Annotated in this window: 21 protein-coding genes and 1 pseudogene; 18 read left to right on the plus strand and 4 right to left on the minus strand. The window is 70.3% G+C overall.

The genetic code is table 11. From position 1 onward, the window contains the following. The first annotated feature begins 4 nt into the window (after positions 1-4). The gene (locus H5397_RS00425) at positions 5-781 is read left to right on the plus strand and encodes a dioxygenase (RefSeq protein WP_182814339.1); all 777 of its coding nucleotides are present in this window, start codon (positions 5-7) and stop codon (positions 779-781) included. Here the strand turns inward: H5397_RS00425 and H5397_RS00430 are convergent. Then, positions 774-1,307, minus strand: coding sequence for a GNAT family N-acetyltransferase (locus H5397_RS00430; RefSeq protein WP_182814340.1), 534 nt, complete (start codon positions 1,305-1,307; stop codon positions 774-776). The two genes, H5397_RS00425 and H5397_RS00430, sit on opposite strands and share 8 nt — an antisense overlap. A gap of 127 nt (positions 1,308-1,434) precedes the next feature. On the opposite strand from H5397_RS00430, the gene H5397_RS00435 reads away from it, so the two are divergent. The 3 genes from H5397_RS00435 (at position 1,435) to H5397_RS00445 (ending at position 5,551) form a co-directional block, all read left to right on the plus strand. Next, a complete protein-coding gene (locus H5397_RS00435) occupies positions 1,435-1,797 on the plus strand; it encodes a hypothetical protein (protein ID WP_182814341.1) in 363 nt (120 codons plus the stop codon). 101 nt (positions 1,798-1,898) lie between these two features. Further along, a complete protein-coding gene (clpB, locus tag H5397_RS00440; RefSeq protein ID WP_182814342.1) occupies positions 1,899-4,475 on the plus strand; it encodes an ATP-dependent chaperone ClpB in 2,577 nt (858 codons plus the stop codon). A gap of 137 nt (positions 4,476-4,612) precedes the next feature. Beyond that, complete coding sequence (locus H5397_RS00445) at positions 4,613-5,551, plus strand: DUF559 domain-containing protein (RefSeq protein ID WP_182814343.1); 939 nt, start codon at positions 4,613-4,615, stop codon at positions 5,549-5,551. Between the two features lie 77 nt (positions 5,552-5,628). Here the strand turns inward: H5397_RS00445 and H5397_RS00450 are convergent, their stop codons facing one another. From H5397_RS00450 to H5397_RS00460, 3 genes are all read right to left on the minus strand, one after another. Next, entirely contained in the window at positions 5,629-6,849 is a 1,221-nt protein-coding gene (locus tag H5397_RS00450; protein WP_182814344.1) for a hypothetical protein, read from the minus strand. A gap of 183 nt (positions 6,850-7,032) precedes the next feature. Next, positions 7,033-7,650, minus strand: coding sequence for an OmpA family protein (locus tag H5397_RS00455; protein WP_182814345.1), 618 nt, complete (start codon positions 7,648-7,650; stop codon positions 7,033-7,035). Next, complete coding sequence (locus H5397_RS00460; protein WP_182814346.1) at positions 7,587-8,237, minus strand: hypothetical protein; 651 nt, start codon at positions 8,235-8,237, stop codon at positions 7,587-7,589. Before H5397_RS00460 ends, H5397_RS00455 begins: the two co-directional genes overlap by 64 nt. 112 nt (positions 8,238-8,349) lie before the next feature. Here H5397_RS00460 and H5397_RS00465 point away from each other — a divergent pair, with 112 nt between their 5' ends. From H5397_RS00465 to H5397_RS00525, 14 genes and pseudogenes are all read left to right on the plus strand, one after another. Further along, the gene (locus H5397_RS00465; RefSeq protein WP_182814347.1) at positions 8,350-9,180 is read left to right on the plus strand and encodes an alpha/beta fold hydrolase; all 831 of its coding nucleotides are present in this window, start codon (positions 8,350-8,352) and stop codon (positions 9,178-9,180) included. A 110-nt stretch (positions 9,181-9,290) separates the two neighbouring features. After that, positions 9,291-10,103, plus strand: a complete 813-nt coding sequence (locus H5397_RS00470; protein ID WP_182814348.1) for a spermidine synthase — start codon at positions 9,291-9,293, stop codon at positions 10,101-10,103. A gap of 139 nt (positions 10,104-10,242) precedes the next feature. Continuing rightward, complete coding sequence (locus H5397_RS00475) at positions 10,243-16,101, plus strand: DUF6531 domain-containing protein (protein WP_182814349.1); 5,859 nt, start codon at positions 10,243-10,245, stop codon at positions 16,099-16,101. 15 nt (positions 16,102-16,116) lie between these two features. Further along, on the plus strand, positions 16,117-16,500 hold the full coding sequence (locus H5397_RS00480) for a hypothetical protein (protein WP_182814350.1): 384 nt from the start codon (positions 16,117-16,119) through the stop codon (positions 16,498-16,500). A 63-nt stretch (positions 16,501-16,563) separates the two neighbouring features. Next, positions 16,564-16,944 carry a hypothetical protein gene (locus H5397_RS00485; RefSeq protein WP_182814351.1) on the plus strand — a complete coding sequence of 127 codons (381 nt, stop codon included), beginning with the start codon at positions 16,564-16,566 and terminating at the stop codon, positions 16,942-16,944. Between the two features lie 585 nt (positions 16,945-17,529). Further along, positions 17,530-17,835 (plus strand): annotated as a pseudogene (locus H5397_RS17800) (transposase family protein); the annotation flags it as partial. A gap of 111 nt (positions 17,836-17,946) precedes the next feature. Further along, positions 17,947-19,257 (plus strand): IS256 family transposase, encoded by a 1,311-nt coding sequence (locus tag H5397_RS17555; protein WP_375539397.1) that lies wholly within the window; start codon positions 17,947-17,949, stop codon positions 19,255-19,257. 335 nt (positions 19,258-19,592) lie between these two features. Continuing rightward, a complete protein-coding gene (locus H5397_RS00495) occupies positions 19,593-19,976 on the plus strand; it encodes a hypothetical protein (RefSeq protein ID WP_182814353.1) in 384 nt (127 codons plus the stop codon). Positions 19,977-20,233: 257 nt separating this feature from the next. Then, a complete protein-coding gene (locus H5397_RS00500; protein WP_182814354.1) occupies positions 20,234-20,491 on the plus strand; it encodes a hypothetical protein in 258 nt (85 codons plus the stop codon). A 196-nt stretch (positions 20,492-20,687) separates the two neighbouring features. Next, positions 20,688-20,843 (plus strand): hypothetical protein, encoded by a 156-nt coding sequence (locus H5397_RS00505; protein ID WP_182814355.1) that lies wholly within the window; start codon positions 20,688-20,690, stop codon positions 20,841-20,843. A 78-nt stretch (positions 20,844-20,921) separates the two neighbouring features. Then, positions 20,922-21,341, plus strand: coding sequence for a hypothetical protein (locus H5397_RS00510; protein ID WP_182814356.1), 420 nt, complete (start codon positions 20,922-20,924; stop codon positions 21,339-21,341). Positions 21,342-21,556: 215 nt separating this feature from the next. Then, a complete protein-coding gene (locus H5397_RS00515; protein ID WP_182814357.1) occupies positions 21,557-22,036 on the plus strand; it encodes a hypothetical protein in 480 nt (159 codons plus the stop codon). A 17-nt stretch (positions 22,037-22,053) separates the two neighbouring features. After that, positions 22,054-22,488 carry a hypothetical protein gene (locus H5397_RS00520; RefSeq protein WP_182814358.1) on the plus strand — a complete coding sequence of 145 codons (435 nt, stop codon included), beginning with the start codon at positions 22,054-22,056 and terminating at the stop codon, positions 22,486-22,488. A gap of 13 nt (positions 22,489-22,501) precedes the next feature. After that, positions 22,502-23,185, plus strand: a complete 684-nt coding sequence (locus H5397_RS00525) for a class E sortase (protein WP_182814359.1) — start codon at positions 22,502-22,504, stop codon at positions 23,183-23,185. The last annotated feature ends 20 nt before the right edge of the window (positions 23,186-23,205 follow it).

Here is a 23,205-nt window from a genome sequence, read left to right on the forward strand (position 1 = left end):
ACCCATGAGCGCGCGCCAGCCGGTCCTGTTCCTGAGCCACGGCGCGCCGCCGCTCGCCGACGACGCCACCTGGACGGGTCAGCTGCACGACTGGTCGTCCCGGCTCGACAGGCCGACGAGCGTGCTGATGGTGTCCGCGCACTGGGAGAACCAGCCGGTCACCGTGTCCTCCACCCGGCCCGGGACGCCGCTGGTCTACGACTTCTGGGGGTTCCCGCAGAAGTACTACGACGTCACCTACGACGCCCCGGTCGCGCCCGAGCTGGCCTCCCGCGTCGCCGGCCTCGTCGACGGACCCGTGTACCAGGACCCCGACCGCGGGCTGGACCACGGCGCCTATGTGCCCATGGTCGAGCTGTTCCCCGAGGCCGACGTTCCGGTGGTGCAGATGTCGCTGCCCACGCTCGACCCCAAGGGCCTCTACGAGCTCGGACGCCGCCTCACGCCCCTGCGCGACGAGGGCACCCTGATCATCGGGTCGGGCTTCACCACCCACAACCTGCGCTGGTTCAACCCGCGCGCCGGGGCCGACGTGGCCCCGCCGACCCCCTCGGCCGAGTTCGACCACTGGGCCGCGGAGGCCCTCGAACGGCGCGACGTCGACGCGATTCTCGACTTCGAGCGGGTCGCACCCGCGGCGTCCGAGGCCCACCCGCGCACCGAGCACTGGGCGCCCCTGTACGTGGCGCTCGGGGCCGCCGAGTCGACCGGCCACGCCAGCGAGGTCGCCGTCGACGGCTTCTGGTACGGGCTGTCGAAGCGGTCCTGGCAGTTCAGCTGACCCGCGGGGCCCAGTCGGGGTTGAGCCGCTGGAACAGGACGTGGTCCTGCCAGCGGCCCGCGATGTGCACCAGCTCCGGCGCGAGGCCGTAACGGGTGAAGCCGTTGCGCTCGAGCACGCGCTGCGAGCCGATGTTGTGGACCAGCGCGCCCGCCTCCAGGCGGTGCAGGTTGAGCGCGCCGAAGCCGATCGCGACCGCCTCGGCCACGGCGCGGGTGGCGTGGCCCTGCCCGTTGGCCTCCTCGGCGACCCAGTAACCGAGCGAGGCGAACTGGCCCGCGCCGCGCACGACGTTGTTGATGTTCAGCGCACCTTGGATCGAGCCCGCGGCGTCCGTGATCACGAAGGCGTAGCCGAGGTCGCGCTCGCGGGTGAGCAGGGCGGCCTCGATGCGCTCGCGTTGGCCCTCGGGGGTGAAGTAGCGGTCGTCGCGGACCGGCTCCCACGGGGTCAGGAAGGCGCGGTTGCGTGTCAGGACCGCCGTGAGTTCGTCGGCATCATCGGCCGCGATCGGGCGCAGGGGCATGGGCAGATCCTCGCACGCCGGTGGGCGGGGGTGCGCGGCAGGTGTCAGGCGCTCGGGGCCCTTGAACCCGTAACGCCTCCTGGAGCATCATAGACGCATTCAGCTGTCCACCCATCCAGGAGGTGCCATGGCCGACACGCCAGAGGAGTACCTGACGGCTTCCCCCGAGGCCGGGCGCCCGTGGCTGGAGGAGTTCTGGGCCCACGTCCGCGAGCGCAACCCCGAGCTCGAGTTGGCCATGTTCCGCTCGACGCCGATGTTCCGGTTCGGGCCGTCCTACACCAAGGACGGCTATGTGATGTTCACCACCGCCGCCAAGCATTTCAGCGCGCACGCCCTGGAGTTCGACCTCGTCGCGCAGGCGAAGGAGAAGATCCCCGGCGCGTTCGGGGGCAAGGGCTGCGTGAGCGTCAGGTACGACAACGAGGCGGCCAGGCCGGCGTTGAAGGAGTTTGTCGACGAGGCGATGCGGCGGCGCGGGTTCCTGTGACGCGGGGGTGGCGCGGGCGCGATTCGGTGGAATACTGGGGGCGTCGAGCAAGTTGAGTCTGATGAACTCAACTTCTGTTCTCCTCAGGAGGAACACCCCGCATGGACACTGCCAAGCTCACCACCAAGAGCCGTGACGCCGTCAGCGCCGCGCTGCGCAACGCGCTGACCTCCGGCAACCCCAACGCCGAGCCGAGCCACCTGCTGCACGCGCTGCTGATGGTGCCCGACAACACCGTCGGCGCCCTGCTGTCGGCCGTGGGCGCCGACCCGGCCGCGATCGACGCCGCCGCGCAGGCGGCCATCAAGAAGCTGCCGAGCTCGACCGGTTCGTCGGTCCAGCAGCCCCAGCTGTCGGGCTCGTTCGCCCGCGTGCTCGCCGACGCCGAGACCCGCGCCGAGCAGATGGGCGACGAGTTCGTCGCCACCGAACACCTGCTGATCGGCCTCGCGTCCATCCCCAGCGACGCCCAGCCGATCCTCGCCAAGGTCACCACGCCCGCGAAGCTCGCCCAGGCGTTCAACGCCGCCCGCGGCGGCAAGCGCGTCACCTCGGCCGAGTCCGAGGGCGGCGAGTCGGCCCTGGAGAAGTACTCGGTCGACCTCACCGAGCGCGCCCGCGAGGGCAAGCTCGACCCGGTGATCGGTCGCGACTCCGAGATCCGCCGCGTCGTGCAGGTGCTGAGCCGCCGCACGAAGAACAACCCCGTCCTCATCGGCGAGCCCGGCGTCGGCAAGACCGCCGTCGTCGAGGGCCTCGCCCAGCGCGTGGTCGCCGGCGACGTGCCCGACTCGCTCAAGGGCCGCCGGGTCGTCTCGCTCGACCTGGCCAGCATGGTCGCGGGCGCCAAGTACCGCGGCGAGTTCGAGGAGCGGCTCAAGGCCGTCCTCAACGAGATCAAGGAGTCCGAGGGCCAGGTCGTCACGTTCATCGACGAGCTGCACACCGTCGTCGGCGCGGGTGCGTCCGGCGAGGGCGCCATGGATGCCGGCAACATGCTCAAGCCCATGCTCGCCCGCGGCGAGCTGCGCATGATCGGTGCCACCACCCTGGACGAGTACCGCGAGCGCATCGAGAAGGACCCGGCGCTGGAGCGCCGCTTCCAGCAGGTGTTCGTGGGGGAGCCGTCGGTGGAGGACACCATCGCGATCCTGCGTGGCCTGCGCGAACGTTACGAGGCGCACCACAAGGTGCGCATCACCGACGGCGCCCTGGTCGCCGCCGCCCAGCTCTCGAACCGTTACATCACCAGCCGCCAGCTGCCCGACAAGGCGATCGACCTGATCGACGAGGCCGCGTCGCGGCTGCGGATGGAGATCGACTCCAGCCCGGAGGAGATCGACCAGCTGCGCCGCACCATCGACCGCATGACGATGGAGCAGTTCGCGCTCGACAAGGAGCAGGACGCCGCGAGCACCGAGCGGCGCGAGCGGCTGGCGTCCGAGCTGGCCGACGCGCAGGAGACGCTGCGCGGCCTGGAGTCGCGCTGGGAGTCGGAGAAGCAGGGCCTCAACCGGGTCGGCGACATCAAGACCGAGATCGACCACCTCCGGGCCGAGGCTGAGCGGGCCCAGCGTGAGGGCGACCTGACCACGGCGTCCGAGATCCTGTACGGCCGCATCCCCGGCCTGGAGGCCGAGCTGGAGAAGGCGTCCGAGGAGGACGCCAGCCGCGTGCCGATGGTGGCCGAAGAGGTCTCGGCCAACGACATCGCCGAGGTGGTGTCGGCGTGGACCGGCATCCCCGTCGGCAAGATGCTGCAGGGCGACGCCGAGAAGCTGCTGTCGATGGAGTCCCACCTCGGTGAGCGCCTCATCGGGCAGCGCGAGGCCGTGCGGGCCGTCTCGGACGCCGTGCGCCGCTCGCGGGCCGGCATCTCCGACCCGAACCGCCCGACCGGTTCGTTCCTGTTCCTGGGCCCCACGGGCGTGGGCAAGACCGAGTTGGCCAAGTCGCTGGCGGACTTCCTGTTCGACGACGAGCGCGCCATGGTGCGCATCGACATGAGCGAGTACGGCGAGAAGCACACCGTCTCGCGTCTCGTCGGTGCCCCTCCGGGCTACGTCGGCTACGAGGAGGGCGGCCAGCTCACCGAGGCCGTGCGCCGGCGTCCGTACTCGGTGGTGCTGCTCGACGAGGTCGAGAAGGCGCACCCGGACGTGTTCAACATCCTGCTCCAGGTGCTCGATGACGGGCGCCTGACCGACGGGCAGGGCCGCACGGTCGACTTCCGCAACGTGATCCTGATCATGACCTCGAACCTCGGCTCGCAGTTCCTCGCCGACCCGAACCTGCAGCCCGAGACCAAGCACGAGGCCGTGATGGGCGTCGTGCGCCAGGCCTTCAAGCCCGAGTTCCTCAACCGGCTCGACGACGTGGTGATGTTCGACCCGCTGAGCCAGGACGACCTGACCCACATCGTGGGCATCCAGCTCGCCCGGGTCGCGGCCCGGCTCGCGGATCGCCGGATCACCCTCGAGGTCACCGACGCCGGCAAGGCGTGGCTCGCCGCGACCGGCTTCGACCCGGTCTACGGCGCGCGCCCGCTCAAGCGGCTCATCCAGACGACCATCGAGGACGCCCTCGCCCGCCGCATGCTGGCCGGGGAGCTCCACGACGGCCAGACGGTGACGTTCGACGTGGACGCCGACGGCTCGGGCCTGGTCGTGCGCGACTGACGCGAACGCCCCGCACCATCGACACTCGACCCCTCGCGGAACGCCTCCGGGAGGGGTCGAGTGTCGTTCCCGCGGTTGTCCACAGGGTGGGCGGCGAGTTCTTCTGCGTTGCTGCGCGTCCTGCTGGGATGGTTCCCATGCACCCCCAGCTGGCTCACGAACTCGACCGCGCCCACGGCCTCCTCGATCGGCGCAAGCACCCGGGTCTGCGCCACCAGGTCGACCATGCCGTGCGGCAGGGGCTGTTGGTGCGGGTCCTGCCCAACATCTACGCCCGACCCGACCACGCCGACAGCCTGGAGACGCGGGCGCGGGCGGTATGCCTGTCCGACCCGGACGCCGTGGTCACCGGTCGCGCCGCCGCCGAGATCGGGGGCTGGACCGACCTAGGCCGCCCCACGGCGCTCGACGTCGCCACGCCGCGGGTGCACGACGCCTGGCGGGGCGTGCGCCTCGAACGGCGCCGGGTGCCGCGGGGTCTGGTCCGCACGGTCGACGGGGTGCGCATCACCACCTTCCCGCTGACGGCGCTCGACCTCGCACTGCGCGAGGGCCCGGCGCGGCTCGACGATGCGCTCCGGCGCGGGATCGAGCTGGACCGGATCCGGGAGGCCCTGACCGCGACCCCGCGGCGGCGAGGGTACGCCGGCCTGCGTCGCGAGCTCGACCTCGTGCGCGACCGGCCCTGGTCGCGGCTCGAGTGCGCCGCCCACGAGCTGTTGCGGGGCGCCTCGATCACGGGTTGGCGCGCCAACCGGGCCATCCTCGCCGGCCCGGGGGAGCGGGTCGGCTACGGCGACCTCGTGTTCGAGGACCTGTGGCTGGTCGTCGAGCTCGACGGGTCCGGGTATCACTCCGAGGATGGGGACGCCACGCGCGACAAGGTGCGTGACCTGCGCTTGGCGCGCCTGGGCTGGGAGGTGGTGCGCCTGGGCAGTGAGGTCGTGTTCAAGACCCCCGAGGAGTTCGTCGCCATCGTCCGTGACCTGGTGCGGACGCGGCAACGGAGGCTGCCGAAACCCGCAGGACCGACACTCGACGGGTCGGTGCAGGCCTCCGGAGTCGGTGGAGTGTAGGTCGTGCGGGTCCGCGAGAAGCACGGACGCCGTGGGCCCGGCGAGGTGGGCCCACGGCGTCCGTGGTTCGAGGAGGATCAGACGGTCTCGAGCGCGGGCTCGGGGGCCGGGTCGCGCACGGGCTCGGTCCTGGCGAACAGCTTGCGGTCGAGGCGGCGGAGCACCTGGATGGTGCGGGCCTGCAGGGCCGCGACCACGAGCAGCAGCGCGATGTGCGGGACCGACCACAACGCGATGACGTCGGTCTTCACCAGGCCCCAGTGGATGAAGAACATGCCGAGCACCGCCGCGGCGACGCCGGGGCAGACCAGGCCGTAGCTGGGCACGCTGCCCCTCTCGCCCCACACGAACTGCGCGAAGTAGCCCTGCTTGCGCATGACGGCCCAGCCGATCGCGCCCATGAGGACCTGTCCCGAGACCAGCAGCGTGAGCACGATGAAGGCCAGCACCGGCGGCAGCTTGGTGCCCAGCAGGTTGTGGCTGATGCCCGACCCCACGCGGATGAACGTGATGCCGACCAGGGTGAGGATCGGGATGCCCATCCACAGGGTGGGTCCGGCCTCGAGCGCCAATCCCTTGCGCAGGATGGCGGCGAAGCTGACGGGCAGCTTGACGAGGATCCACGCGGCGGTGGCGGTCAGGAAGAGGAGGGCGCCGATGATGCCGAGCACCGAGGTTGCCAGCACCTTGCTCATCGCGGCCGATGCACCGAAGCCGACGGCGATCATCGAGAAGGCGAAGGCAGGCAGGAGCTGGGAGAAGTGGTTGGTGTCCTCGACGTCGAAGCCCTTGTGGGCGATCAGGCGGGAGAGGTAGCGGCCGAACCAGGCCAAGGCGAGCGCGGCGATCGCGCCGAACGCGAGCAGGGCGACCGGGAAGGCGTACTCCACGACGCCCCACAGGCCGGGCACGCCGAGCGCGCCGAGGATGAACAGCACGTTCACGGTCATGGCCAGCGTGAGGGGAACGGCCATGAGGGTCACCTCGCCGTTGCCCTGCAGGAACGAGGCGTAGCCGGGGCTGCGGCGGAAGGCGGACAGGGCGCGCAGGTTGGCGGCCAGCACCACGAGGTGGCGCACGGCGAACCACGCGACCCCTACCAGGGCGAGGGTGGTCATCACCTGCAGGCCGAGGCCCTGGGTCGTGTAGACGGCCACCAGCGACTCGAAGGTCGGGACGGGGGTGTCGGGGTGGGGGATGAGGAACATCAGGTACATGAAGAACGAGACCGACAGGCCGCCGTTTCCGAGTGCGGCGAGGAAGTACAGCGGTCGGTAGTCCTGGGCGAAGCGAGGCATCGTCGGGGCTCCTGGGATCGTTGCTTGGTCGTTGACGCGGCGATACCCCCGGGGGTATCAACGGAGTGACCTCAGCAAATACCCCCGGGGGTATCTAATCCATCGTAGCGTGTGCCCGCACCACCGACACTCGACCCCTCCCGGAGCGCCTCTGGGAGGGGTCGAGTGTCGGTCCTGCGGGTCCTAGTCCTGGGTGAAGTCGATCACCACGCGACGATTGCGGGCGCGGTTCTCCTCGGAGTCGTTGGGGTGGGCGGGGATCGCCTCGCCGTGGCCCACCACGGTGATCCGGTCCGCCGGGACGCCGTGGCGGGTCAGGTGGTCGGCCACGGCCCGCGCCCGCGCCTCGGACAGTGCCTGGTTGCCCGCGTCCGGGCCGGTGTCGTCGGTGTGGCCCTCCACCTTCACGGGGCCGTTGAAGCCCTTCGCGCGGGCATCGGCCAGGATCGCATCCAGGGTCTCGCCGGCCGCGGGCAGCAGCACGGACTCGTTGTACGCGAACAGGACGCTCTCGGAGGCCTGGTAAGAGACCGTCTCGCTCCCGCGAGCAGCGTCCACGCCCTCGGAGAGACGCTCGTAGGGCAGCGACTCGGCGGGCACCGACTGCGAGGGCAAGGACACCGCCGGGACACTCATGGAGGGGACCGACGCGGCCGGGACGCTCTCGCGGCCCTCCACGGCTGCGCTGCGGATGGCGCCCGAGCGGATCAGGCCGCTGCGGATGAGCCCGCTCCGGATCAGACCGCTGCGGATGACCCCGCTGGTCGAGGTCTCGCGCACGATCTGGCACTTCTGTTCCACCGACCCGCCTCGACGACCCGGGCCTCGACCTCGCGGCCCGGCACCTCCTTGACCGTGCCGTTGGGCTGGACGACCCGGAAACCGGGCACGCGCACCGCGGGGATCCAGGCCGGGGAGAACTCGATCTTCGCCAGGCAGCCGGCCGGGGCGTCGTGGCGCACGACGCAGCCGGCCTCGGCGACCGTGGCGGGGATCCGCACCGCCGGCACCTCGATGGCCTCGACCTCGATCGACCCCGCGCGTGCGGCGGGGACGCTGGTGCCCTCCACGTCCACTGCCGGGATGGGGATGTCGGGGAGGTCCTCGACCGTCTTCCCCGGCCCGGGCGCGCACACGGCACGGACCCGCTCGACCACGTCCTGGGGCACGCCGAGCGTGGACGCCTCCCCGGCCGGGGCGGCCGAGGCAGGCGATCCGTCGGCGGAGGGGGAAGCGGTCGGCGACGCGGCCGTCGGGGGAGGCGAGGCGGGGACCGAGGCGTCCGGGGTGGGGGACGGGGTCGGCGCGTCCGGGCCCGTACAGGCGGCCAACGCGAAGGGGGCGAGCGTGGCGAGGACGAACGCACGGTGGCGCGGCTGTCGAGACATGGTGGCGGGGTTCCCTCCTGGTCTTGGCCCGTCCATCCTGCCATGGGCCTCCCGCCGGGGCCCGCGGCTGGCTAGGGTCGTCGGTGTAGAACTCGACGACGAGGAGGCCCGCATGCCGTACGTGACGATCCCCGGTGACACCGACCTGCAGCTGTACTACGAGGACTCCGGCGGCGACGGACGCCCCGTCGTGCTGATCCATGGCTGGCCGCTCTCGGGCGAGGCATGGGCCGCGCAGGTGCCCGCCCTGGTGGACGCCGGCTACCGCGCCATCACCTACGACCGCCGCGGCTTCGGCCGTTCCGACAAGGCCCCCGACGGCTACGAGTACGACACGCTGGCCTCCGACCTCAACGAGCTGATGACCCAGCTCGACCTCACCGACGCGGTCATCGTCGGCTTCTCGATGGGCGGCGGCGAGGTCGCCCGCTACATCGGCACCTACGGCGAGTCGCGCGTGGCCGGCGCCGTGCTCGCGGCCGCGATCACGCCCGCGCTGTGCATCACCGACGACAACCCCGACGGCGGCATGCCGATGGAGGGCTTCGCCGGCCTGCGCGACGAGTGCCGCGGCGACCGGCAGGGGTTCCTGGAGAAGTTCATGACCTGGTTCTTCAGCAACCCCTCGGAGCTCACGATCACCGAGGACCAGTTCCGTGACGTGATCCGCATCACCGGGCAGGGCGCGGACAAGGCGCTGCAGGACACGATCATCGCGTGGGCGACCGACTTCCGCGACGACGTGGCGAAGTTCACCGTCCCGACGCTGGTGATCCACGGCGACTCCGACAACAACGTGCCGTTCCCGCCGTCGGGCAAGCGCTCGGCGGAGATGATCCCGGGCGCGCGCCTGCACGTCGTCGCGGGCGGCCCCCACGGCATCAACACCTCCCACGCCGACGAGTTCAACCGGGTGCTGCTGGAGTTCCTGGGCTCGCTCTGAGCGCCGAGGGCTTGAGTTTTTGACGCCGAGGGCTTGGGTTTGGGACCGAACCCAAGCCCTCGACCCGTAAAACCCAAGCCCTCGGCGCTGGGCGCGCTAGCGTCTGCGGCATGCCTGCGCACGTGGAGTCGGACCCGTTCCACCCCGGCGCGTTCCGGGTCATGGCCGGCGACACCGCGCAGTCGTGGGTGGACCCGGCCGACCCGCTGCGGATCGAGTTCGAGTACGTCCAGCGCGTGTGCGAGGCGCTGGACGCCACCGTGCTCACCCGGCCCGTCGGCGAGCCGATGCGCATCGTCCACCTGGGCGGGGGAGGGCTGACGATCCCGCGCTACGTGGCCGCGCGACGTCCGGGCACCCAGCAGGTGGTGTGCGAGCCGGACGCCGACCTCGTCGACGAGGTGCGTCGCCTGATGCCGCTGCCCCAGCGTTCGGGGATCCGCGTGCGGGTCACGCCCGGGCGCGAAGGGCTGGAGGAGATGCCGCCTGCCTACTTCGACGCGCTGGTGCTGGACGCCTTCGACGGCCCGCGCGTCCCGGCGTCCCTGGCGACCGGCGACTTCCTCGACGAGGTGGCCGCGCGCCGGCGTCCGGGTGCGGTGTTCGTCGCGAACGTGACCGACCGGGCCCCCTTCGCGTGGGCGCGGCGGTTCGGGGCCGCGGTGAGGGACGTGCACCGCTCGATGCTGGTCAGCGCCGAGACCGCGGTCTGGAAGGGACGCCGGTTCGGCAACCTCGTGTTCGTCGCCGCCGACGGACCCCTGCCCGCGACGGACCTGTCCCGGCACGCGGCCCGCGCCGCCTTCCCCTACCGCTACCTGACCGGCCGGGAGGTGGCCGACTGGATCGGCGGCGCCGAACCCTTCTCGGACGCCGAGCCGCAGCCCTCGCCCGTCCCACGCCGGGGCACCTGGTTCAGCTGACCCGACGCGTGGGGAGTGCCCCCCTGTGGAAGGCGGGCAGTCGGGGGTCCGGACGCGTTACCGTGGTCGCGTCCCACCCCCACGGGGCACCCGGCCGTCACCCCCGCGGCCGGGAAGCGTCATCGAAGGGTCGTCCGCCATGGTGTCGGTCAACACGTCCAACCTGGGTTCCCTGCAGGGCATGCCCGACGTCGAGTTCGACTTCGGTGTCTCCGCCGAGCTCAAGCGCGCCTTCCGCGCCGCGGCCACGGCGCTGTCGGGCCAGCGCGGGGCCCGGCAGGGCTACCGCACCGACGGCGGCACCGACTTCGAGGGGCACTTCTCCCAGGTGTTCGCGACGAACGGCACCGTCCAGATCGGGGACCTCGACGAGATCGTGACCAACCTCCGCCTGGTCGCCACCAAGGTGGCCGGCGTCGAGGAGGAGGCCCGCGCCGAGAACGAGCGCCGGCGCAAGGCCCGCGAGTGGGCCACCATGATGGCCAACCGCGGCGAGCTGGAGAAGCTCTGGCACGGCCTGGTCGGTGAGCCCGACCCGCCCGTCACCGAGGTCGGGACCGCGACCCCGCAGGCCGTCTCCGTCAGCGCCCCCACCAGCTCCCGGGACACGCCCACGCCCTCCACCGGCGGCGGGGGTGGCGGCGGGACGTCCTCGGCGAGACCGGCCAAGCTGCGCACCTTCGCGACGAACACGCGCAACGCCGACAGCGAGCTCGCGGGCAAGCCCGGCGAGCTGACCACCCAGACCTCGACGTTCGCGTCCGCCTGCTCGTGGGCGACGCTGGACGCCTCGGGCGTCATCACCGCCTTCTCCACCTGGCTGACCGCCAACGAGGAGGACGCGCGGTGGGCCGACATCGTGGCGGGCGCGTTCGAGGCCGCGGGCGGCGACGGGCAGATCACGATCTCGAACAGCGTGATCACGGCCGCCCTGAGCGCGGCCGGTGTCTCGCAGTCGCGCACCGACATCCAGGTCGACCCGCCCACCGCGTACGGGTCGCCGCCCACGACCGGTTACTCCAACGACCCGGTCAACACGGCCTCGGGCAACTTCCTCGAGAACGAGGTCGACCTCGCCTTCACCGGCCCCGCCGCCTCGCTGGTGTGGACGCGCACGTACAACTCCCTCAACGGCGAGACCGGCTCGTTCGGGCCCGGGTGGTCGTCGTGGCCCGAGGCCGGGCTCGCGTTCACCGACGACGCCGCGCGCCTCACCCTGCCCGACGGGCGAGTGGTGGTCTTCCCGCGCGAGGGCGACGGCTGGGCCCGCGCGACCGGTGAGAACCTGTGGCTGGACCGCACGGGGGCGGGCTTCGCGGTGTCGACGAGCACCGGCCTGCGCTTCGAACTGGACGCCGCGGGCTCGCTGGCCGCCGTCGACGGCGGCCCCGGGTCGCGCCTCGACCTCCTCCGGGACGCCACCGGCACCCTGATCCGCATCGAGCACGAGTTCAGCCGCGCGATCGACGTGCGCTGGGCCGACGGGCGTGTGGTCGGGCTCGAGGCGTCCGACGGCCGCGTCGTCGCGTTCACCTACGAGGCGGGCCGCCTCGTCGCGGCCGCCGGCCCGGCCGGCACGCGCAGCTACGGCTGGAACGCCGCCGGCCTCGTCGACCGCGTCACCGACGCCGACGGCGTCGTCGAGGCGGAGAACACCTACGACGAGCAGGGCCGCGTCGCCACGCAGTTGTCGCCGTTCGGCCGGGTGACGCGGTTCACCTACCTCCCCGGGGGCATCACGGCGGTCGCCGACACCGACGGGTCGCGGTCCAACACGTGGGTGCACGACACCAAGGGCCGGCTGGTCGGTGTCATCGACGGCGAGGGCAACCGGCAGTCGACCGCCTACGACCCGCACGGCAACGCCGTGATGGTCACCGAGCGCGACGGCCAGGTGTCCGTGTCGGAGTACGACCACCGCGGTCGGCGCACCGCGCGGGTGCTGCCCGGCGGTGCCCGCCACGGCTGGGCGTTCGACGACGCCGACCGCGTCGTGGAGGTGGTGGTCGAGAACGGCGCGCAGCGGGCCGTGACCCGCTACGAGTACGCCGGCGAGGACCGCAACCCGAGCGTCGCGGTCGACCCCAGCGGCGGCGTGACCCGGTTCTCCTGGCGCCGCGGGCTGCTCGCCGAGGTGGTCGACCCGACCGGAGTGCGCGTCCGGTTCGAGCACGACAGCTTCGGTGACCTCGTCGCCACGACCGACGCGCAGGGCAACACCGCCCGCCTCGAGCGGGACGCCGCGGGCCGCGTCACCGCCGCCATCACCCCGCTGGGGCATCGGACCGAGTACCGCTACGACGCGGTCTCCGGCGCGCTGGTCAGCCGGACCGACCCGACCGGCGCGACGTGGCGCTACGAGCACACGGCGGCCGGCCGACAGAGCGCTGTGGTCGACCCGACCGGTGCCCGCACCGAGATGGCCTACGGCGAGCACGGTGAGCGTGCCAGCACCACCGATGCGCTGGGTCGCACCATCTCCTCGTCCCACGACGACCTCGGGCGCCTCGCGGCCGTCGAGTTGCCCGACGGGTCGAGTTGGTCGTTCGGCTACGACGTCCTGTCCCGCTTGGTGGAGACGACGGACGCCACCGGCGGCACGTGGCAGATGCAGTTCGGCCCGACCGGCTACCTGACCGGGGCGACCGATGCCACCGGCAACCAGCGCGAGGTCGAGACCGACCCGTCGGGGTGGGCGACCGGTTTCGTCGACGGTGACGAGCGGCTCGCCGTGTCCCGGGACGCGCTGGGGCGCGTGGTGGCCTCGGCCGCCGCCGATGGTGGCGTGACGACGTACGTCCACGACCTGTGCGGCCGCGTCCTGGAGACCACCGACGCCGCCGGAGGTGTGACCCGCATCACCCGGGACGCGGCGGGTCGCGTGGTGGCGGTCACCCAGCCGATGGGGCGGACGTTCCGCTATGAGTACGACGCGTGTGGGCGCTGGGCGGCCACGGTCAGCACGGGCGGCCAGCGGTACGAGGTGACCCGCGATGCGGATGGTCGGATCGTCGCCGAGACCTGGCCGACCGGTGAGCAGGTGCACACCGAGCACGACTCCAACGGTCGGGTGGTTTCGCGCGTCGAGCCGGGCCGGGGCACGGTGCGGTTCCGCTACGACGAAATCGGCCGCATCACCCGGGTGAGTGACCCGTGGAACGGTGCCCGTCGCTTCGCGTATGACGCCGCGGGCCAGTTGGTGTCGGCCACGAACGCGCTGGGTGGGGTGACGCGGTTCGAGTACAACGCGCTGGGGCAACGCGTGGTCACGATCGACCCGCTCGGCGGACGGTCGGAGCGCACCTACGACGCGCTCGGGCGCGTCCTGTCCGAGACCGACCCGTTGGGTCGGGTCACGCGGTACAGCTATGACGCGGCGGGGCGTCCGACCAAGCGGGTGGACGCCGACGGCCGCACCTTGGAGTGGGGATACGAGCACGGACGCCGCAGCGCGACCTCGGCCGATGGGGTCGTGCTGTCGCGGGTGGAGCGCGACTTCGCCGGCCGCACGGTGCGCGTGCTGCAGGGCGAGACCGTCCACGAGTTGGCGTGGGACGCGACCGGCAACCTGGCCCACCGGCTGCGCGACGGGGTGGGTGTCCGGTACGCCTACGACGCCGATGGTCACCGGACGGCGATGGTGCGCCCCGATGGGTCGACCACCCAGTACGAGTACGACGACAACGGACGCCTCGCCGCCGTCGAGCACCCGGGCGTGGGCCGTGCGGTGCTGGAGCGCGACGCGCTGGGTCGGATCGTGTCGCTGGCTGCTGATGGGCTGCACGCGACGTGGGCCTACGCCGATGGCATGGTGGTCGAGCACCGGGTGAACCGGCGTGGCTTCCTGCAGGTGACCAGCATCGAGCGGGATGTTGACGGGCGCATCGTCGCCCAGGTCCGCGACGGGCTGCGCACCGAGTACGCCCACGACGACGCCGGGCAGCTGATCGGCGGCCAGACCTCGGAGGGCACGAGCTTCACCTACGACTGGGACGCCAACGGACGCCTTGCCGCGGAGACCGTCGACGGACAGGTCACCCGCTACGCCTACGACGTCGCGGGCCAGTTGCTGGTGGCGACGGGCCCCGATGGGTCGCGGACGGAGTACGCCTACGACGGGTCCGGACGCCGCACCCGCGAGGCCGGCCCCGCGGGCGAGCGGTTGTTCGCGTGGGACGCGCAGGGTTTCCTGGCCCGGATCACGGCGGTCCGGCACGAGGGCGACCGGGTGACGACGGCCGCACGCTCGCTGCGCGTGGACGCCCTGGGTGAGCTCGCGTCGGTCGACGGCACCGACCTGTACTGGGACTCGGCGGCCGCGCTGCCGTCGCTGGCCCAGTTCGGGGCGACCGTCGTGGTGAACGCGCTGGCGGCGACGGCGTTGACCACGCGCGACGGGGTCGACCCCGCGTGGGTGCTGCCGGACGCCCACGGTCGCGACGCCGGCCCGGCCTCCCCGTGGGGGTTGGCCAACACGCTGGCGGGTGCCGGGCTGCCGCCCGGGGCGTCCATCACGTCGTCGGGCGGGGTGAGCGTCGAGGGCCTGGAGTGGATGCAGGCGCGTGCCTACGACCCGGCCACGCGCGGGTTCCTGTCGACCGACCCGCTGGAGCCGGTGACGGCCTCGGCGTGGGCGGGCAACCCGTACAGCTTCGCAGGCAACGACCCGGTGAACGCGTCCGACCCGTGGGGGTTGCGGCCGGTCACTGAAGCCGAACTGCAAGCCTACCGGGACTCCAACAACGGGATGCTCGGGAACGCGGTCGCCGCGGCGTCGGACTGGGTGTCGAACAACTGGGAGTACATCGTCGCCGGCGCCCTGATCGTGGGCGGTGTCGCGGTGATGTGCACCGGCATCGGCGGTCCGATCGGCGCGGCGATGATCGCCGGTGCCGCGATGGGCGCCGGGTCGTCGATCTGGTCGCAGAAGTCGACCAACGGGTCGGTCGACTGGGGGAAGGTCGCCCTCGACGGCGCCGTGGGTGCGGTCACCGGCCTGGCCGGAGGCGGGGCAGCAGCCGCGGCGGCGAAGATGACCTCGGGCCTGACCAGTTGCCTGGGCCGCAACATCCTGACCGGGGCGATCCAGGGCGGCATGGACGGCGGCTTCTCGGGCGGGTTGTCCTACCTGACGTCGGGGCAGCCGCTCACCTTGGAGGGCTTCCTGTCGGCCACCGGGCAGGGCGCGGCGCAGGGGACCGTTCTCGGAGCCGGCGGTGGCGCCCTGTCGCACGTGACCGATGTGGCCCGCTATGGCTGCTTCGCCGAGGACACGCCGGTGCTCATGGCCGACGGGTCGTCCAAGGCGATCCAGCACGTGGCCGTGGGCGATGAGGTGCTCGCGTTCAACGCCGAGACCGGCGCCAATGAGTCGGCCCGCGTGTCGCGGACGTTCGTGCACGAGGACGTCGACACGCTCGTCGTCACCACCGAGCAGGGTTGGGTCACCACGACCGCCAACCACCCCTTCTATGTCGAGGGCCGCGGCTACACGCCGGCCGGCGAACTGCACGAAGGCGACCAACTGCGGACGCCCGTGGGTGACGTGGTTGTCGTGGCCAGCATCCAGGCGACCGGACGCCGCCAGACGGTGTACAACCTCGAAGTCGAAGGCCTGCACAACTACCACGTCGCCACCGACAGTGACACGTGGGTGCTGGTGCACAACAACAACGCCAGTTGCGGTCCGGATTTCATAGCTAGCGCCGATGGCGTCGTCGTGCCGACGGACCGTGTCCGGTTGGAGCAGGGCTTCCAAGATGCAGGTCTCCCGACGTTCGGCACCTCGAGCCCCGGCACTGGATATGTCCTTCCAGATGGAACGAAAGTCCGCATCATGGAACCATCCGGTCAGGCACCTCTTCGGGCGTCCTTCACGACGGGGGCAGACCAACCCATCAATCCGTTCACCGGGAGGCAGCCACAACCCGGCCCCGGCCAGTCGGGTGCCGCGTGGAAGGCGGAGTTTCGGGCACGGACGCACGTGGAACTGCACTGAAATGGAAGGGGAAGAATGTTTATCGACGAGATCTCGTCAGCCGTTGCTGAACGCGCGCCACTCGCCGTTGCGTCGGCGGATTACCAGGAGCCCAGCTTGTCGTTGAGTGGAGACTCTTGGAGCTTCTCGACGTTGTCCCCGTGGCGGCTCCTGACCGCCGACGGGACGGTCGCGTTCTCCTGGAAAACCCGGGACGCGCGGGAGGCAGTGTCCGGATTGATCGGTGTGGAGATCGTGGGAGTCCGCTCACAGGGGAGGCTGCTGACATCTGATCCTGCACTGGTCCTGTCCGACGGGCGCCGCCTCGAGGTCTTCTCGGATCATCACACGGACCCGTGGGTCCTGAGCGTGCCTGGCAACACGTTCGTGGGGTCGCCGTCCGATCCGGCATGGATCTGACATGAAAGACGAGAACGCGTGCTGGCGAGAGGCTCGATACGCGGCGACGGGAGGGGATGTCAGGTGACGACCGAGCAACTCACGGAGTGGCTGGCCGAACGCGGGCCACTGCTCGTCGAGGAGGCGCGATTCGACGACCCGGTGCTTCGCTTGGGCGGGCGGGGATGGGGGCTGACCATCAACGCTTCATGGCGGGTCCTTGCAGCCGATCGGACGTTTGCATTCTCGGGCGGCATGGTGGAGGCGACCGAGTTGGTTGACTCCCTGATCGGGGTCTCCATCGTGGGCTGCGATCGGCAGGGGTTGGGGCTGCGATCGGATCCGACCCTCATACTGTCGGATGGCCGCTGGGTGGAGGTCTTTTCCGACGATGAGGGAGCGGTGCCTTGGGCACTGGGCGGGTCCCGGGAGGGCGAGCAGGTTGGCCATGAGGAACGGAAATGAGCTGGAGTAATTGGGATTCTTCCGTTGACTAAGGGTGCGCTTCATTACAGGATTGGCAAATGGGGCGAGCGATGAGGATCTCACCGAATCTTTGAGGGGCGCCCTGCACGATATTCATCGGACTGATGCGTGTGGATTTTGGGATCACTTCCCTGGGATTACACGCGGTCATTGTGTCCGGAGATCGTTGATCGCGCACTGTCTCATCGTCATGCGGGGATCGCCCGTAGGCTTCTGGGCGGGATGCCGCACGCTGTCATAGCTGAGGTGGTGCCCCCCATCATGGCGCAGGTTTTGGTGGAGGCCGACTACGACCTGACTTGCACACTTTTAGTGGCTCTTCAACCTTGGGGTGGGGGTGAGCGCGACACGCCGGAGAGCGGGTGAGGGTGGTTGGGGGTCGAGGCCTTCAGGATCGGAAGCGTCTGTTCAACCTGACCGGAAGGCCTCGACGTGTCCGAGCCTACGGGGTGCTGCTGCGCTGCGACGACCCCTTCGTACTGTGACCATTGCGACTTGCTCGTCGGTCTGGAGGGCCTGCACGTGGTCGACGTCGAGAAGGCCCACGACGTGCTGGTGGTGACGATGGAGTCGGCATCCACCACGGTTGGTTGCCCGTCGTGCGGGGTGGTCGCCGAGAGCCACGGCCGGCGAACGACGACCCTGGTCGACATCCCGTGTTTCGCGCGGCCGACTCGACTGCGGTGGCGCAAGCGGACGTGGCGGTGCGTGGAGCCTGCGTGTGCGACCCGGGTGTTCACCGAGCAGGACGAGGAGGTCGCCCGCCCGCGGGCGTTGTTGACCACGCGGGCGTGCCGGTGGGTGATCGAGCAACTCCGCCGCGAACACGCCTCCATCCACGGCTTGGCCCGCCAACTCGGGGTGGCATGGAAGACAGTGTGGTGCTCTATCCAACCCATCCTGATCGCCCTCGCCGACGACGAGGGTCTATCGCAGGAACGGTGTAACTGGCCCTACGGCCCGGTTGGGCAGGAGGGGGTCATGATGACCGAAACACTGGTGGTCGTGGAGCCACACGAGGAAGAGCAAGCGATGGCAGCGGCGTTCGTGGGGGATCAGCCACCACGACTCGTCGCGGGAGGCGAGCCGGCCGAGCCGGCCGAGCCGGTTGTGTTGTCACGTCAGGAGGCCGAGGTGCTGCGCGGGCTGGTCCGCCGGACCCGCGGCGCGGGCGGGGATCTGACCGGCCCGGGCGGCTTGTTGAAGCAGTTGACCAAGACCGTGATCGAGTCCGCCCTGGAGGAGGAGCTGGTCGACCACCTCGGCTACGACAAGCACGACCCGGCCGGCCGCAACGGCGCGAATTCGCGCAACGGCTACCGGTCGAAGACGGTGGTGACCGACACCTCGGGCGAGGTCGCGATCAACGTTCCCCGGGACCGGGAGGGCAGCTTCGAACCTGTGATTGTCGCCAAGCGGCAGCGTCGCCTGACCGATCTGGACACGCTGGTGATCAGCCTGTACGCGAAGGGGTTGACCACCGGGGAGATCAGCGCGCACCTGTTCGAGGTGTACGGGGCGAACGTGGGCAAGGACACGATCAGCCGGATCACCGACAAGATCGTCGAGGAGATGCAGGCGTGGTGGGCCCGCCCCCTGGAGAAGGTCTACGCCGCGATCTTCATCGACGCGATCATGGTCAAAGTGAGGGACGGCCAGGTCGCCAACCAGCCGTTCTACGCCGCAATCGGCGTCGATCTGGACGGTCACAAGGACATCCTCGGGATCTGGGCCGGCGGCAACGGGGACGGCGAGTCGCCCAAGTACTGGCTCAACGTGCTCACCGAGCTCCGCAACCGCGGCGTGCGGGACGTGTTCTTCATCGTCTGTGACGGGCTCAAAGGGCTCCCCGACAGTGTCGCCGCCGCGTTCCCCAAGGCGATCGTGCAGACCTGCATCATCTACCTGATCCGCAACACGTTCCGGTACGCCTCACGAAAGTACTGGGACCAGATCAGCCGCGAGCTGAAACCCGTCTACACCGCCGCCACGATCGCCGACGCGGTCCGGGCCCGCGACGAGTTCCTCGACAAGTGGGGCCGCGCCTACCCCGCCATCAAAGGCCTGTGGCTGAACGCCTGGGAGGAGTTCACCCCGTTCCTCGCCTACGACGTCGAGATCAGACGCGTGCTGTGTTCGACGAACGCGATCGAGTCGTTGAACGCCCGCTTCCGGCGTGCCGTCCGCGCCCGCGGGCACTTCCCCAACGAGCAGGCCCTGGCGTTCAGGTTGAGGTGGCCGACGGCACGCTGTTGGGCATCGAAGGCGACAGGCTCACATCGTTGTGGCTGAAGCCGTCTCAAGGTCTGTGATGGATATTTTCCTTTGGTCCGAGGACCCGGACATTTCGGAGGTGGGTGAGGATGACGGGAACTCACCATGAACCGAGAAGCGTCGCCGGAGATTGTGCACGCCGACGTCGGCGGGTTCGATCGCCCCGGCCTCGGGAAATCGCGCAGGCTGAGGAGCGTGAATCGCGCGTTCGGGCCGCGTGCTCCTGGAAGGCGGGAGGGCTTCCGTTGGGCTGCCTTCGAGGAGTGCATTGCCGAGTCAGCGGTGGACCGGCGCTGGCGTCAAGCCGGGCTCGCGGTTGAGTGAACAGTCGAACGACGAAAGGTAGTGATCTGATGCTGTTGCTAGCGAAGCATGGGCTGCCACGAGGTGATGTTCTCGTCGAGTCGGTTCTCGTCGAGTCGGAGGGCGTGCGTGGGTGGGTCATCTGGCCCGGAGCTGTAGCCGGGCAGAAGACGGACGTGGAACTCGACGTCGACCCTGTGTCGTGGGCGGACATCCGGCCGAGACGCAGCGGAGCGCCAATCCTGCGGCCGGAGTCGGGTCTGGTGCTCGCCGGTGGAGTTGTGCACATCCACGAGGACGGTTGTCTCGTGATGGAGCTGATCGGCGGCGGTATCCAGTTGCTGAACGTTGCGGGTGGGGTCAGGGCAGTTGACCCCGGCGACCACGTTGTCGTGGAGGCCGGTCGGGCGGTCGTCAGCGAGACAGGGGTGTGATGGTGGCAACGACTCTACGTACGTTGGAAGTGATCGGGATGTCCTTGACCCAACGGCAGGCAGCCATGGGCACTCCTGAATCAGTCGAGTTGTCGTTGGACGCGTTCCCCGGTGCCTCCGTGGTCGGGACGGGCGACCAGGCAGCCTTGATCGTGGCGTGCCTGGGTGAGCCGCGACCAGACTTGGTGTGGTGGGTGTCGGACTGTCGGTTCGTTGGCAGTAGCTCGTTACCTCGTACGGGTGCAGAGCCGCGCTTGGTGGGCACCACGGAGCAGTTGCTCGCGCTGCTGCCAGAAGTGGAGCAGTTCGACTCCGGGGTGTTTCTCGGCGTGGAGAGCGGGGTTCCGACACCGCGCTTCCGTGAAGGAGGCGTGTGGACCGAGGATCCGGAGGGTGCGGACCTCGGCGATGCTGTCGTCGAGGTTCGCGTCTTCGACTACACGTGGTTTGAGGTCATGTCGGACGCGTCGCTCGTGGGCCGCATTCGCGTACGGTTCGTAGGCGGGATCCTGTGACCCCTCGTGCGCCGTGGGTACCGTCGGTGGGGCGCACGGCAACCCGTCCGTCCAGGTGGTGCACGTTGTCACCGAAGGGAACAACGTGATCACGTCGCTCTCGGTTGCGGGTATTGCCATGGGAGGTGGCTGATGCTGGAGTGTCCGTCCATTGACCAAGGAGTCGTCCGTCCGCTCATGACGGAGTGTGGGGGTCGTGGTGTTCAAGTGTGACGAGGGCGGTGAGGTGTGGCTCGCCGCCGAGGATGTGGGCGTCGTGGACCCGATCATCCCGGGGCCGCCTGACTGGGCTGTTGTTCCCGGCGTGACCATCGCGCCGGGAATCACCTCGTGGGTGGTCGACCCAGACTGACGACGTCACATCCCTGCCCGTTCGGAGGTGGGCACTGCCTCTGCCTACGTAGAGGGTGCTGCTGGGCTGGGAGGGAGGATGACTGTGCAGCACGGGACCGCGCCGTCGATCACCGCCTTCATCGACGCGCACATGCCGTTCCTACGGACAGGTCGTGCCGCGGTCGCCGACGCGCTCCGCGCGGACGACGAGCGCGGCAATGCGTTTCTGGTGCTGGAGCAGCCCCCGCTCCGGTGGCGGTTCGCCCGGGAGAAGGGCGGGCTCAGCCTCGAACTGCAGCCTGCCGAGTGCAGGCGACGCTGGTACTCGGTCGACCTCATCCGTCGGCTCTTCACCGGGCAACGCGAACGCTCGGGGCAGCTGGATGGGGCCTACGCCGCGTTCCTGGGTGAGCACTTGGCTGAGCTCGAGACCCTGTTCTCGCCAGAGCAGTGGCCGGACACCGAACGTCGGTTGGACGAGTTGCGGAAGACCAGGTCGCGCGAGCTGTTCGGATGACGCCTCAGCCCGGCGACGACTACGTAAGCACACGACGGGGGAGGCGATGCGCGCAGCGGTCTCGCGTGGGCCCGCGAGCTTCTGGGCGTCGCGAAAACACTGCCTGTGGATACCGCTGGAATCGTCGTTCGGGGGTAGTAGCGTGGGCGGCGTCCCACCCCCACGGGACCCCGCGGACGTAACCCCACGACCGCTGGTGTACCGAAGGATTGACCATGGCGACCACCGAACGCTTGCGTTTCCTGCTTGCCGAACGCGAAGCGAAGCCGTGGCGCGACGAACTCGCCGGAGTGCTCGCCGACCTCCCGGACGCCCCCATGGTGGAGACGCCGCCTGCGTCGGACGCAAAGATCCGCGCGATCCTCGCAGCGTGGGGAGCCGCGAGTGGCGCCGAGCCCGAGCGGAGGACCTTCACGAGTGCGAGTTCAGTCGCCGACCACCTTGCGACCGCGGCGGGTCAGCCTGGCGACGAGCTGTGGATCCTGCCTGGGCCACAGCCACAGGTGGGCGTCCTGACTCTGGTCGCGCCACTTCAGCCTGCGCTGGTGTCGGTGCTCACCACGTGGAACCGGGAAGGCTTCGTGGTCCTCAACCCAACCCGCGGTGACGTGCTGTTGGTCGACCTGCTCGGGACGGATCCCTTCGTGGTGGAGGTCCAAGCGAGGCACGCGCGAGCGGATCGAGATGCGTCATGAGAGAACGGGTACTCGACATGACCAGCTTTGCGGGGTGGTCCGCAGCGGAGTTGACCGCCTTGGCGAAGGCCCTGCACGAGGCCAGGTTCGCCCACGAGCCGAACGACTCCTTGGTGTGGCAGTCCCCGACGGTGATCGACCTCCACGTGGCGGCATTGCAGGAACTGGAGCGAAGGCGTCCACGTCGCCCCGGGTCGGGCGCCCCATCTAACGGGGAGCGTTGGTTGCGCTGGCGGGGCCGGCCTGAGCAGGAGGTCGTCGTCCGGAACCTCGCCCGGGACCCTGAGCTGCTGCAACGGTGTCGGGACGAAGGTGCCCCCTTCGTCCGGGCGCTGCTGCGCCCGTTCATCCTGGAGGACGCCGACGTGGACGCCATCCTGAGCCAGGCCCGCGCGACGGATCGATGGCCGGACGGCGATGCTGACTCCGATGAACGAACTCCCGCCCCCTGACACAATGGACCCCATGACCGCGGACGCCACCCCTCGCCGAGCGCTGGCCGACAAGCGCCGCGGCGGACGTGGCCTCACCATCGCGGGGGTGGTCCTGCTCGTGGTCGGGCTCGGGGCACTCGGCTGGTCCAGCTACGACCTGTTCTGGAATCCGCTCGTCGATCCGCACGTGGCCGCGGCCGAGGCGTCCGACCTGCGGCAGGCGTGGGAGGTCGAGCCCGCGGCGTCCGAGAGCGGCGAGCCGGCGCGGCCGGTGCCGGGGGACGCCGTGGCGCTGCTGCGCATCCCGAAGTTCGGGGACGCCTTCGAACAGCCGGTGCTGGCCGGCACCGACCAGCCCACCCTGAAGAAGGGCCTGGGCTGGTACGACGGCACGGCCGCGCCGGGCGAGGTGGGCAACTTCGCCGTCGCGGGTCACCGCGGTGCGACCGGCCCGTTCGCGCCGATCATGGATCTCGTGGCCGGCGACCAGGTCGTCGTCGAGACCCGCGACGCCGTGTACACCTACGAGCTGACCAACAACCCGGCCGAGATGACGGTCAGGGACACCGACACCTGGGTGATCCAGCCCGTGCCCGGCCAGCCCGAGGTGCGGCCGACCGAGGCGCTGATCACGCTCACGACGTGCCAGGACCTGTTTCGCTCGCCCGACCGCACCATCGCGTTCGGCAAGCTCGTCGACACCCGGTCCAAGTGAACGGACGCCGCGGGTGCGGC

The organism is Propioniciclava sp. MC1683, from assembly GCF_014164675.1.
In the GTDB taxonomy this organism is placed as follows: domain Bacteria; phylum Actinomycetota; class Actinomycetes; order Propionibacteriales; family Propionibacteriaceae; genus Propioniciclava.